Annotated in this window: 15 protein-coding genes; 7 read left to right on the forward strand and 8 right to left on the reverse strand. The window is 67.5% G+C overall.

The window, feature by feature from the left end:
* Nucleotides 1-76: 76 nt before the first annotated feature.
* Nucleotides 77-1,051 carry a threonine-phosphate decarboxylase CobD gene (gene cobD / locus GB880_RS01335; protein ID WP_263467235.1) on the forward strand — a complete coding sequence of 325 codons (975 nt, stop codon included), beginning with the start codon at nt 77-79 and terminating at the stop codon, nt 1,049-1,051.
* Here cobD and GB880_RS01340 read toward each other — a convergent pair.
* Genes GB880_RS01340 through GB880_RS01350 form a run of 3 tightly spaced genes read right to left on the reverse strand, consistent with a single transcriptional unit; the run spans nt 1,035 to nt 2,824 of the window.
* Nucleotides 1,035-2,078, reverse strand: coding sequence for a 5-(carboxyamino)imidazole ribonucleotide synthase (locus GB880_RS01340; protein WP_154493900.1), 1,044 nt, complete (start codon nt 2,076-2,078; stop codon nt 1,035-1,037). The two genes, cobD and GB880_RS01340, sit on opposite strands and share 17 nt — an antisense overlap.
* Nucleotides 2,071-2,556 (reverse strand): 5-(carboxyamino)imidazole ribonucleotide mutase, encoded by a 486-nt coding sequence (purE, locus tag GB880_RS01345; RefSeq protein ID WP_154493901.1) that lies wholly within the window; start codon nt 2,554-2,556, stop codon nt 2,071-2,073. The genes GB880_RS01340 and purE overlap by 8 nt, the downstream gene beginning before the upstream one ends.
* 49 nt (nt 2,557-2,605) lie before the next feature.
* Nucleotides 2,606-2,824: a YdcH family protein gene (locus GB880_RS01350; RefSeq protein WP_154493916.1), complete on the reverse strand. Its 219-nt coding sequence runs from the start codon at nt 2,822-2,824 to the stop codon at nt 2,606-2,608.
* A 186-nt stretch (nt 2,825-3,010) separates the two neighbouring features.
* On the opposite strand from GB880_RS01350, the gene GB880_RS01355 reads away from it, so the two are divergent.
* Together GB880_RS01355 and GB880_RS01360 are read left to right on the forward strand one after the other, a co-directional pair.
* On the forward strand, nt 3,011-3,421 hold the full coding sequence (locus tag GB880_RS01355) for an Hsp20 family protein (RefSeq protein WP_154493902.1): 411 nt from the start codon (nt 3,011-3,013) through the stop codon (nt 3,419-3,421).
* Between the two features lie 13 nt (nt 3,422-3,434).
* On the forward strand, nt 3,435-3,662 hold the full coding sequence (locus tag GB880_RS01360; protein ID WP_154493903.1) for a DUF1150 family protein: 228 nt from the start codon (nt 3,435-3,437) through the stop codon (nt 3,660-3,662).
* Between the two features lie 90 nt (nt 3,663-3,752).
* On the opposite strand, the gene trxB is transcribed toward GB880_RS01360, so the two are convergent.
* Nucleotides 3,753-4,763, reverse strand: coding sequence for a thioredoxin-disulfide reductase (gene trxB / locus GB880_RS01365; protein WP_154493904.1), 1,011 nt, complete (start codon nt 4,761-4,763; stop codon nt 3,753-3,755).
* A 162-nt stretch (nt 4,764-4,925) separates the two neighbouring features.
* Between trxB and GB880_RS01370 the strand changes: the two genes are divergently transcribed.
* Entirely contained in the window at nt 4,926-5,426 is a 501-nt protein-coding gene (locus tag GB880_RS01370; protein ID WP_154493905.1) for an Lrp/AsnC family transcriptional regulator, read from the forward strand.
* A 7-nt stretch (nt 5,427-5,433) separates the two neighbouring features.
* On the opposite strand, the gene pgeF is transcribed toward GB880_RS01370, so the two are convergent.
* From pgeF to lgt, 3 genes are read right to left on the reverse strand one after another with little or no spacing between them, the layout of a single operon-like run.
* Nucleotides 5,434-6,198, reverse strand: coding sequence for a peptidoglycan editing factor PgeF (gene pgeF, locus GB880_RS01375; protein ID WP_154493906.1), 765 nt, complete (start codon nt 6,196-6,198; stop codon nt 5,434-5,436).
* Nucleotides 6,198-7,241, reverse strand: coding sequence for a class I SAM-dependent methyltransferase (locus GB880_RS01380; protein ID WP_154493907.1), 1,044 nt, complete (start codon nt 7,239-7,241; stop codon nt 6,198-6,200). Before GB880_RS01380 ends, pgeF begins: the two co-directional genes overlap by 1 nt.
* Nucleotides 7,238-8,116: a prolipoprotein diacylglyceryl transferase gene (gene lgt, locus GB880_RS01385; protein ID WP_154493908.1), complete on the reverse strand. Its 879-nt coding sequence runs from the start codon at nt 8,114-8,116 to the stop codon at nt 7,238-7,240. The genes GB880_RS01380 and lgt overlap by 4 nt, the downstream gene beginning before the upstream one ends.
* 110 nt (nt 8,117-8,226) lie before the next feature.
* Here lgt and GB880_RS01390 point away from each other — a divergent pair, with 110 nt between their 5' ends.
* Complete coding sequence (locus tag GB880_RS01390; protein ID WP_154493909.1) at nt 8,227-8,475, forward strand: accessory factor UbiK family protein; 249 nt, start codon at nt 8,227-8,229, stop codon at nt 8,473-8,475.
* Here GB880_RS01390 and GB880_RS01395 read toward each other — a convergent pair.
* On the reverse strand, nt 8,466-8,771 hold the full coding sequence (locus GB880_RS01395) for a DUF6476 family protein (protein WP_229774419.1): 306 nt from the start codon (nt 8,769-8,771) through the stop codon (nt 8,466-8,468). The genes GB880_RS01390 and GB880_RS01395 overlap by 10 nt on opposite strands.
* Here GB880_RS01395 and GB880_RS01400 point away from each other — a divergent pair.
* A complete protein-coding gene (locus GB880_RS01400) occupies nt 8,770-9,795 on the forward strand; it encodes an RluA family pseudouridine synthase (protein WP_154550652.1) in 1,026 nt (341 codons plus the stop codon). The two genes, GB880_RS01395 and GB880_RS01400, sit on opposite strands and share 2 nt — an antisense overlap.
* A 66-nt stretch (nt 9,796-9,861) precedes the next feature.
* Nucleotides 9,862-10,767, forward strand: coding sequence for an RNA polymerase sigma factor RpoH (gene rpoH / locus GB880_RS01405; RefSeq protein WP_154493911.1), 906 nt, complete (start codon nt 9,862-9,864; stop codon nt 10,765-10,767).
* Nucleotides 10,768-10,770: the final 3 nt, after the last annotated feature.

Consider the following 10,770-nt stretch of genomic DNA (forward strand, 5'->3'; position numbering starts at 1 on the left):
TGCTGCGACTGCATCCGCTTGACCCGCAGCCCGTCGCGAGGTTCAAGATCCAGGCAGGCACGGCAGGGGGTGGCGGATGCGCGATCACGGCGGCGATATCGACCGGGCGGCGGCGCAATGGGGCGGCGAGGACTGGATCGACCTGTCCACCGGCATCAACCGCCGTCCGTGGCCGGCGCCGCCGCTGTCACGGCACGCGCTGACCGCCCTGCCCACCGCCGCCGACCACGATCGGCTGATCGCCGCGGCGGCAGCGCGATTCGCGGTGCCACCGGCACAGGTGCTGGCGCTGGCCGGGGCCTCGGCCGCGATCCAGCTGTTGCCGCGCGTGCTGCCCCGCGGTCCGCGCGGCGGTCAGGCGGCGGTGCTGTCGCCGACCTATAACGAACATGCCGCCAGCCTGCAGGCGGCCGGCTGGCAGGTCGCGCAGCCGCAAAGCCCCGAGGGTCTGGCCGGCGCCGATCTGGCGGTGGTGGTCAACCCCAACAACCCGGATGGTCGCTGTCTGTCGCCCGACCGGATCGCAGCCCTGGCCGCACAGGTCGGGCACCTCCTGGTCGATGAAAGCTTTGCCGACGCGCGCCCCGACCTGGCGCTGGCGGCACGGCGGCCGGCGAATGTGACGGTGCTGCGCAGCCTGGGCAAGTTCTGGGGGCTGGCGGGTCTGCGGCTGGGGTTCGTCCTGGCCGAACCCGCGCTGCTGGCGCGGCTGGCCGCGATGGCCGGTCCCTGGCCGGTGTCGGGGCCGGCGCTGGAACTGGGCACCGCCGCCTTGAACGATACCGGCTGGACGCAGGCCACCGTGACCTGGCTGGCCGAGGCCGCGCTGCATCTGGACCAGATCGTCAGCCCGCACTGGCCGCTGGTCGGCGGCACGCATCTGTTCCGGCTCTATGCCGCGCCGGATGCGGGCGCCGCGCGCGATCGATTGGCGCGCGCCGGCATCTGGAGCCGCATCTTTCCCTGGCATCGGCACTGGATCCGCCTGGGCATCCCCGGCAGCCGCGAGGAATTCGAGCGCCTGCGGCGCGCGTTCACAACAGATGGTTGACGTGGCCCATCTTGCGGCCGGCCCGCGCCTCGCCCTTGCCGTATAGGTGCAGCTGCGCGCGCGGGCTGCGTAGCAGTTCGGGCAGGCGCAGCACATCGTCGCCGATCAGATTTTCCATGCGCACATCGGCATAACGCTGGCCATCGCCCAGCGGCAGGCCGGCGACGGCGCGGATATGCTGCTCGAACTGATCGACGGCGCATCCCGCCTGGGTCCAGTGCCCGGAATTGTGCACGCGGGGGGCGATCTCGTTGACCACCAACCCTTGCGCGGTCACGAAAAGCTCGACCCCCATCACCCCGATGTAGTCCAGCGCATTGACGATGCGCGCCGCGATCAGCACCGCATCGGTCAGCAGGTTCTGCGGCAGGCCGCTGGGCACTGTGGTGGTGCGCAGGATGCCGTCGCGGTGGACGTTCAGCCCGGGATCAAAGGCGGCTACCTGCCCGTCGGCGCCGCGCGCCACGATCACGCTGACCTCGGCCGAGAAATCGACAAAACCCTCAAGCACCGAAGGCGCCCCGGTCCAGTCGCGCTGGCCGGCATCCGAAAAACGGATCTGGCCCTTGCCGTCATAGCCCAGCCGCCGGGTCTTGAGAATCGCCGGCGTGCCCAGCGCCGCCAGCGCGGCGGGCAGATCATCGGCGGTTTCGACATTGCGATAGGGGGCGGTGGTCAGGCCGATGCCGGTCAGGAAATCCTTTTCCGTCAGCCGGTCCTGCGACACCGCCAGCGCCCGGCGATTGGGCCGGATCGGCCGCAGCGATTCCAGCAGGTCCAGGGCCGAGGTCGGCACGTTCTCGAATTCATAGGTGATGACATCGACCGAGCCGGCAAAGGCCCGCAGCGCCGCCTCGTCCTCGTAGGGGGCGGTGGTCAGCGCATGGGCGACATCGCCGGCGGGGGCTGGTCCGGGTTCATAGACATGACAGCGATAGCCCAGCCGGCTGGCGGCGACCGAAAGCATGCGCCCCAACTGGCCGCCGCCCAGGATGCCAATGGTCGCGCCGGGTTTCAGCTCAGTCATCGCTCGGCTCCTGCGGGATGGAATCGGACAGCGCCTGGCGCCAGGCATCCAGCCGCGCTGCCAGGTCGGGATCAGAGATCGCCAGGATCGCGGCCGCCATCAGACCGGCATTGGCGGCCCCCGCCGAGCCGATGGCCATGGTCGCCACCGGATAGCCGCGCGGCATCTGCAGGATCGAATAAAGCGAATCGACCCCGGACAGCGCCCGGGTCTGCACCGGCACCCCGATCACCGGCACGCGGGTCTTGCTGGCCATCATGCCGGGCAGATGCGCGGCCCCGCCGGCGCCGGCGATGATGACGCGCAGCCCCCGCGCCACCGCGTTCTTGCCATAGTCCCACAGCCGGTCGGGCGTGCGATGCGCGCTGACGATGCGCGTTTCGTAACCGACACCCAGCTCGTCCAGAATGGCGGCCGCCTCGCGCATGGTGGGCCAGTCGGACTGGCTGCCCATGATGATTCCGACGGGTTTTTCCATGGATCGCCCCCTTTTGCCCCGCCCTAGCGCCAAGGACGCGCGGATGCAATCAGGCGATGATGTCGGGCGTCAGCTCGTCCTCGAGCCGGGCGATGCGATCCTTTAGCGCAAGCTTCTGTTTCTTCAGCCTTTGCAAGGTCAGCGAATGGGTCAGGCTTTGCGCGGTCAGGGCCGCGATCGCCTCGTCAAGGTCGCGATGTTCGCGCCGCAACATCTCCAGCCGGGCGCGGGCGATCTCTTCATGGGACATCTCGTATTGGGCGTTCATGTCGGGCCTCGGGCTGGACTTGTGCATTTATAACCCTTGTGTCTTGCGGTGTTAATGGCAAAGGCGGGCAGCGGACGCCGGCATCGCACCTTGCACGGGCGCGCATCAGTTCACATATTGGTCCTGCCGGCCCGCCATACCGGGGGCCGGACGAACAGTCGCTTTGATGCAAAGGGCTTGGGCAAGATGACCAAGATCAGTCTGGCCGCTCATCCGTTCCTGCTGGGGTTCGATCAGTTGGAGCGCCTGGCCGAAAGGGCCGCCAAGGGGGCCGAGGGCTATCCGCCCTACAACATCGAACACCAGGGCCCGAACGGGTTCCGGATCACACTGGCCGTTGCCGGGTTTTCCGACGATGACCTGTCCATCACGCTCGAGGATCGCCAGCTGGTGATTCGCGGCCGTCAGGCCGAGCCCGATGAAGGGCGCGTCTTTCTGCATCGGGGTATCGCCGCGCGCGCGTTCCAGCGCAGCTTCGTGCTGGCCGACGGGGTCGAGGTGGTTTCGGCCGGGCTGGAAAACGGCCTGCTGAACATCGACCTGCGCCGCTCGGTCCCCGACAGCATCGTCCAGACCATTCCGATCAGCCGCAAATGAAAGGGGATCGCTGATGAACGAGAAATTCGATTTTGGCCCCGACAGCGCGGGCAACATCGTCTACATCCGCCGTGTCGCGACCGACAGCCTGCCTGACGAGGTGCGCCGCCAGGTGCCGGGTGTCGACGCGCTTTATGCCGTCCATGGCATCGACGGCGAGCGCCTGGCCCTGGTCCGCAACCGCAGCCTGGCCTTTGCGCTGGCGCGGCAGAATGAACTGACACCCGTCAGCGTCCACTGACGATCCCCACCCGGCAGCCGGGCACCTTTCCCGGCAATCTTGCAGTGGCCGGCGCCCAGCGCCGGCCTTTGCTCATGTATGACTGCGGGTTCAGGCCGAAATCTCGGCCGCATTCGGGGCAGGTTCGCCGGCCATGTCCTGCTCGGCCAGCCAGCGTTCGGCATCGAGTGCCGCCATGCAGCCCATGCCGGCGCTGGTCACCGCCTGGCGATAGACATGATCGGTCAGATCGCCTGCCGCAAATACGCCGGGGATCGAGGTGCGGGTGCTGCCCGGTTCGACCCGCACATAACCGCCGTGGTGCAGTTCAAGCTGATCCTTGACCAGTTCCGATGCAGGGGCGTGGCCGATGGCGACAAACACCCCCTCGCCCGCGATGCGGGTTTCCGCGCCGTCCAGCACATTGCGCAGTCGAACCCCGGTCACGCCCAGAGGCGATTCGGTGCCCAGAACCTCGATCAGTTCGTGATTCCAAAGAATCTCGATCTTGGGATTGCGGAACAGGCGGTCCTGCAGGATCTTTTCGGCCCGCAGGCTGTCACGGCGATGCACCAGCGTGACCTTGCTGGCGAAATTGGTCAGAAACAGCGCCTCTTCGACGGCGGTATTGCCCCCGCCGATCACGACCACCTCGCGATTGCGATAGAAAAAGCCGTCGCAGGTGGCACAGGCCGATACGCCGAAGCCCTTGAACTTTTCCTCGCTTTCAAGCCCCAGCCAGCGCGCCTGGGCACCGGTGGCCAGGATCACCGCATCGGCGGTGATGCGCGCACCCGAATCCAGTTCGGCGACAAAGGGCCGCTGGCTCAGGTCCAGGCGGGTCACGGTATCGACGAACACCCCTGCCCCCATCGCGCGGGCGTGGCTTTCCATTTTCACCATCAGGTCGGGGCCCTGGATCTCGGTCTCGCCGGGCCAGTTCTCGACCTCGGTGGTGATGGTCAGCTGGCCGCCCGGCTGCATGCCCTGGATCAGCACCGGGTTCAGCATGGCCCGCGCGGCATAAACGGCGGCGGTATAGCCTGCGGGACCAGAGCCGACGATCAGCACGCGGGTATGGGCGGGCAGGACGGTATCGGTTTCGATCGGGGCGTGGGACATGGAAGCTGGACCTTTCGCGTTCTGGCGCTTAGGTAAGCACCTCTGCCGCCGCATGCAATCCATCGCAAGACTTGCCGCAGGTCGGAAAGAATATTGCGCAAGTCGGGCCTACGGGATAGTTTCCGGCATGTTTTTTGCCCCGCAAGGCAACCAGAGGAACCGATGACCGCCGCCAGACTAGACGAAATCGACCGCAAAATCCTGGCGGAGCTTCAGGCCGATGGGCGCATGACCAATGTCGAGCTGGCCCGCCGGGTCGGCATTTCCGCGCCCCCCTGCCTGCGGCGGGTCCGCGCGCTGGAAGAGGCCGGCTACATCCGCGGCTATCACGCCGACATCGACGCGCGCGAACTGGGATTCGAGGTGCAGGTCTTTGCCATGGTGCGGCTGCACAGCCAGTCGGAACGCGACCTGTCGGCCTTCGAGGATCTGTGCCGGCAATGGCCTCTGGTCCGCGAATGTCACATGCTGAACGGGGAAATCGATTTCATCCTGAAATGCGTGGCCCCCGACCTGCCCAGTTTCCAGCGCTTCCTGACCGAATCGCTGACCGCCGCGCCCAATGTCGCCTCGGTCAAGACCTCGCTGGTGATCCGCTGCGCCAAGGACGAACCGGGGGTGCCGTTTTCCGTGGTCGAGGCGCGGGCCGCCGCGCTGGGATGAGCCCCGGCTAAAGCGCGATGGCCGAAATCAGCCGCCCGTAATCGGCCTGCTGCTGATGGGTGCTGCGGCGATAGGAATAGAACCGTTCAGGGTCGGAATAGGTGCAATGACGCGTCCATTCCGCCTCGACCCCCGCCTCGCGCAGCCGCATCAGACCGAAACCGGGCAGGTCGAACATCGGCCGTCCGTTCGGGCCGGCGACGAAAAAGCGGTGATGGGCGGGGTCTTCGGCCAGAACCTCGTCCATGAAATCCTCGCCCACCTCATAGGCGCGCTGGCTGATGCAGGGGCCGATGACGGCGCGGATATGGCGCGCGCCCAGGTCGGACATCGCCCCCACCGCGGCCTCGATCACCCCTGCCAGCGCCCCGCGCCAGCCGGCATGGACCGCGCCGATCACCCCGGCCTGCGCATCGGCCAGCAGGATCGGCTGACAATCGGCGGTCAGCACCGCCAGCGCCACGCCGGGGCGGTTGGTGACGATGCCATCGGCGCGGCGCCCTGCCAGATCGGCGATTGCCGCGTCTTGATCCAGCACGGCGATATCGGCCGAATGGACCTGATGCACCGTCAGCAGATGGTCGGCTTCGACGCCCATGGCATCGGCAACCCGACTGCGATTGATCGCCACCATCTCGGCCTGGTCGCTGGAACCAAGTCCGCAATTCAGCCCGGCAAACAGGCCCGAGGACGCGCCGCCCCGCCGGGTAAAGAAGCCGTGCCGCACCCGGTCCAGCAACGGATGGGTCAGGATTTCCAGCGTGGTCTGCATCAATCGTCCAAAGGTTCGAAGCCGGGCGGCACCGGCGCCCCGGGCGCCCAGAGTGCCAGAACTTTGAACAGGTGACCCATTTCGTCGGGCGCGGTCAAGCGATGAAGCGCGGCCATCGCGCCTGCGTCGCCCGCCGCCTGCAGCCGCGCGGCGCGCTGCGCCAGCCCCAGCGCCAACAGCCAGTCCCCCTGCCGCGCCAGCCGCGACACCCACGCGCCGCTGGCCCGCGCCTGGGCCGCGATCGGCTGAAAATCCACATGCGCGGTCAGGTCGGCCTCGCCCGGATGGTCGAAGGGGCTTTCCGGCTGGTGGCGGCGCAGCGCCTGGAAGGTATCGCCATGACCGGCCCAGCCGCCATAATCCAGCACGATTGCCAGCCCGCCGTGGCGGCCGATGCGTGCCGCGATCTGCTCGACAATCGGCAGCGCCGCGGGACAGTATTCGCGGATCTGGCCGATGGGGGCGGGCGGCCCGGGCTGCACGGCGCCCAGCGCAAAGCCCAGCCGGCCCGCATCGTCCAGCGTCACCAGCCGCGGCGCCCAACCGCCCGCCACCGCCTGCAGCTGACGGATCGGCAGCGCGTCGAAGAATTCGTTGGCCACCAGGAACAGCGGCAAGTCCGGCAAATCAGCCGCATGGTCCAGATGCGTCAACGGCCCCAGCCGTTCGCATTGGATGCGGCGCAGATGCGGCGATGCCTCGACCAGGTGCAGCCGGGCGGCCTGGCGCATACCGGGCACATGACCGATCGCGCGCAGGATGTCGGCCATCAGCGTGCCGCGCCCCGGGCCAAGTTCGGCCAGCACGAAGGGATCCGGCCGGCCCTGGTCCAGCCAGGCCTGCGCCAGCGCCAGGCCGACGATTTCGCCGAACATCTGGCTGATTTCCGGCGCGGTGGTGAAATCGCCGGCCGCGCCGAAGGGATCGCGCGTCGCGTAATAGCCGTGCTGGGGATGCAGCAGGCACATCTGCATGTAATCCTCGAGCGGCATCGGCCCGCTCAGCCGGATGCGGGCGGCGATCAGCCGCGCCAGCGGCGTCATCGCAGCGCCGGCCGGCTGCGGGCCCAGATCAGAAAGCCCAGACCCACCGCGACCATGGGCAGCGACAGAAGCTGCCCCATGGTCACGCCCCAGACCGGCCCGCCCAGGACATGGCCCAGGGGATTGTCGGGGGTGATGAACTGCGCATCGGCCTGGCGAAAGAACTCGACCACAAAGCGCGACAGCCCGTAGCCCGCCAGAAACAGCCCCAGCGCCTGACCCGGCCGCCGCAAGCCGCCGGCCCGGACCAACCACAGCAGCGCCAAGGCCAACACCACGCCTTCCAGGCCCGCCTCGTAAAGCTGGCTGGGGTGGCGGGCACAGGGGCCGGTCACGCCGGGGCAGGTCTGCGCCGCCTGGCCGGGAAAGATCACGCCCCAGGGCAGGTCGGTCGGCCGGCCCCACAGTTCGGCATTGATGAAATTGGCCACCCGGCCCAGCCCCAGACCAATGGGCGTCGCCACCGCCAGCGCATCGGCCAGCCGCAGCGCCGGGATGCCATGCCGCCGGCAGAACCACCAGGCAGCCACGACCACCCCCAGAAAACCGCCGTGAAAGGACATGCCGCCATGCCACAGCATCGGGATCTGACCGGGATTGGCCAGATAATAGGCCGGCTCATAGAACAGAACGAAGCCCAGCCGCCCGCCCAGCACCACCCCGGCGATGACCCAGGTCAGCAGTTCCTCGACCTGATCGGGGCGCATGGGCGGTGCATCGCCCCACAGTGCGGGCCGCCGCATCAGCGCCACCATGATCCGCCAGCCCAGGATCAGCCCGACCAGATAGGCCAGCGCATACCAGCGAAGCGAAAATTCGACCCCGCCCAGGCTGATGGTAAAGATTTCGGGCGAAATGTCGGGAAAGGCGATCATGGGCTCCTCGGGTTCGGGGCAGGCTACGCGGGGGGCAGCGGCTGTCAACCGATTGCACAGCCGACGCGCCGAGCCCATATAGGGGGTAACGCTGAACCGAAAGGCCCGCCATGACCGCCAACAACCGTTTCTTCGACGATCTCTCGAAATTGATGACCAATGCCATGGGCGTGGCCCAGGGCGCCAAGGACGAGGCCCAGACCGCCTTCAACAGCTGGATCGACCGCTGGCTGGCCGAGCGTGATTTCGTCACCCGCGAGGAATTCGAGGCGGTGCGCGAAATGGCGATCAAGGCCCGCACCGAAAACGCCGAGTTGCGCGCCCGGCTGGACGCGCTCGAAGCCAAGGTTCAGGGCTGACGCCGCTGCTGCAATCGCCCCTGGCGGTCGTAAAGCAGCACCTCGCCCGTCTCGGTCACAACCACCAGCCAGTCACGGGCGAAGGTTATCGCGGCCGGGCGGGCGCCTTGCGGCAATTCGACCTGCGGCGGCAGTTCCGGCAATGGTGGTTGCGACAGCCGCAACCACAGCAGGGCTGCGACCACCATCATGCCCAGACCCATCACCACCGCCAGCGATGTCACCAGGATGCGCAGCCAGCGCAGCATCGGCAGCGCTTCCTCTGGCGTCTGATCCCGCCTATCATCACCCGCCATGGCCGATATCCTCATCACCATTCCCGAAGGTCTTGCCGACCGGATTGATAAGGCGCTTGCCCAACATGCGCCAGAGGCGGCGGCGCTGTCGCGTTCGCGCCTGGGCAAGCTGATCGCGCAGGGGGCAGTCATCGGGCCGCGCGGCCCTGTCAGCGACGGCAAGGCCCGGGCCGAGCCGGGCGACTATCTGCTGCGCATCGGCGCACCCGAACCGCTCGAGGCCCGCCCCGAGGCGATCGCGCTGAACATCATGCATGAGGACGCCGATCTGATCGTGGTGGACAAGCCCGCCGGAATGGTGGTGCATCCCGCGCCAGGGGCCAGTTCCGGCACCCTGGTCAATGCGCTGCTGGCCCATTGCGCCGACAGCCTGTCGGGCATCGGCGGCGCCGCGCGGCCGGGCATCGTGCATCGCATCGACAAGGACACCTCGGGCCTGCTGGTGGTGGCCAAGACCGACCGCGCGCATCAGGGCCTGGCGCAGCAATTCGCCGATCATTCCGCCCATCGCCGCTATCTGGCGATCGCCCATGGCTGCATCGACGCCGCCGACGCCCGGCTGCGGGGCCTGCCCGGCGTGGCCTTCGAGGCCGGCGGCGTCCTGCGCATCACCACGCTGCTGGGCCGCCACCCGGGCGATCGCCAGCGCCAGGCGGTCAGCTTTCGCCAGGGCCGCCATGCGGTGACACGGGCGCGGCTGCTGGAAGCTTTTGGCCAGCCGCCGTCAGCGATGCTGATGGAGTGCCAACTGGAAACCGGCCGCACACATCAAATCCGCGTGCATATGGCGCATGTGGGTTTGGGTCTGGTCGGCGATCCGGTCTATGGTGGAAACAGGCGCGCCTCGGCGCGGGCACTGGGGCCTGCCGCGGCCCGGGCCGTGGACGCCTTTCCCCGCCAGGCGCTGCACGCGGCCGAGCTGGGGTTCCGACACCCGGTCAGCGGGGACTGGATGGCCTTTTCCAGCCCGCTGCCCCCCGACATGGCGGCGCTGCTGGCCGAACTGCGCGGCAATCCGCAGTGACGGAACCCGCATCGCGATGATAGCGTTCACAATTATCCGCCTTGGCGCGGAACAGGGAATTTTCGCATGGCGCAATATCAGAACCTTCCGGCACCCAGCCCCGAACAGGGCCTGAACCGTTATTTGCAGGAAATCCGCAAGTTCCCGCTGCTGGAACCCGAGGAAGAATACATGCTGGCCAAGCGCTGGTCCGATCATCAGGATCCCGAGGCGGCGCAAAAGCTGGTCACCAGTCACCTGCGGCTGGCCGCCAAGATCGCCATGGGCTATCGCGGATATGGCCTGCCGCAGGCCGAGGTGATTTCCGAAGCCAATGTCGGTCTGATGCAGGCGGTGAAGCGCTTTGACCCGGACAAGGGTTTTCGCCTGGCCACCTATGCGATGTGGTGGATCCGCGCCTCGATCCAGGAATACATCCTGCGGTCGTGGTCGTTGGTCAAGATGGGCACAACTTCGGCGCAGAAAAAGCTGTTCTTCAACCTGCGTAAGGCCAAATCCAAGCTGGGCGCGCTTGAAGAGGGGGATCTGCGGCCCGAGAACGTCACCCAGATCGCCCATGATCTGAACGTCTCGGAACAGGAAGTGATCGAGATGAACCGCCGGCTGTCGGGTGGCGATGCCTCGCTGAACGCAACGGTCGGGGCGGGCGACGGCGAATCGGCCGCGCAATGGCAGGACTGGCTGGAGGACGAGGATGCAAACCAGGCCGAAGCCTTTGCCGAGGCTGACGAACTGGCGGCACGGCGCGAAATGCTGGTGGCGGCAATGGCGGTCCTGAACGAACGCGAACGCGATATCCTGATGGAGCGGCGGCTGCGCGACGACCCGATGACGCTCGAAGACCTGTCTGCCCGTTATGATGTGTCGCGCGAACGCATTCGCCAGATCGAGGTGCGCGCCTTTGAAAAGCTGCAGAACCGGATTCGCGAACTGGCGCGTGAGCGGGGCATGAGTGTGCCGGGCGGGGCCTGATCG

This window comes from Paracoccus sp. SMMA_5_TC, from assembly GCF_009696685.2.
In the GTDB taxonomy this organism is placed as follows: Bacteria; Pseudomonadota; Alphaproteobacteria; order Rhodobacterales; family Rhodobacteraceae; genus Paracoccus.

Bases quoted from the DNA above. Each gene is read 5' to 3' on its own strand.
- cobD (WP_263467235.1), top strand. From the start codon at position 77: ATGCGCGATCACGGCGGCGATATCGACCGGGCGGCGGCGCAATGGGGC.
- GB880_RS01340 (WP_154493900.1), bottom strand. From the start codon at position 2,078: ATGACTGAGCTGAAACCCGGCGCGACCATTGGCATCCTGGGCGGCGGC.
- purE (WP_154493901.1), bottom strand. From the start codon at position 2,556: ATGGAAAAACCCGTCGGAATCATCATGGGCAGCCAGTCCGACTGGCCC.
- GB880_RS01350 (WP_154493916.1), bottom strand. From the start codon at position 2,824: ATGAACGCCCAATACGAGATGTCCCATGAAGAGATCGCCCGCGCCCGG.
- GB880_RS01355 (WP_154493902.1), top strand. From the start codon at position 3,011: ATGACCAAGATCAGTCTGGCCGCTCATCCGTTCCTGCTGGGGTTCGAT.
- GB880_RS01360 (WP_154493903.1), top strand. From the start codon at position 3,435: ATGAACGAGAAATTCGATTTTGGCCCCGACAGCGCGGGCAACATCGTC.
- trxB (WP_154493904.1), bottom strand. From the start codon at position 4,763: ATGTCCCACGCCCCGATCGAAACCGATACCGTCCTGCCCGCCCATACC.
- GB880_RS01370 (WP_154493905.1), top strand. From the start codon at position 4,926: ATGACCGCCGCCAGACTAGACGAAATCGACCGCAAAATCCTGGCGGAG.
- pgeF (WP_154493906.1), bottom strand. From the start codon at position 6,198: ATGCAGACCACGCTGGAAATCCTGACCCATCCGTTGCTGGACCGGGTG.
- GB880_RS01380 (WP_154493907.1), bottom strand. From the start codon at position 7,241: ATGACGCCGCTGGCGCGGCTGATCGCCGCCCGCATCCGGCTGAGCGGG.
- lgt (WP_154493908.1), bottom strand. From the start codon at position 8,116: ATGATCGCCTTTCCCGACATTTCGCCCGAAATCTTTACCATCAGCCTG.
- GB880_RS01390 (WP_154493909.1), top strand. From the start codon at position 8,227: ATGACCGCCAACAACCGTTTCTTCGACGATCTCTCGAAATTGATGACC.
- GB880_RS01400 (WP_154550652.1), top strand. From the start codon at position 8,770: ATGGCCGATATCCTCATCACCATTCCCGAAGGTCTTGCCGACCGGATT.
- GB880_RS01395 (WP_229774419.1), bottom strand. From the start codon at position 8,771: ATGGCGGGTGATGATAGGCGGGATCAGACGCCAGAGGAAGCGCTGCCG.
- rpoH (WP_154493911.1), top strand. From the start codon at position 9,862: ATGGCGCAATATCAGAACCTTCCGGCACCCAGCCCCGAACAGGGCCTG.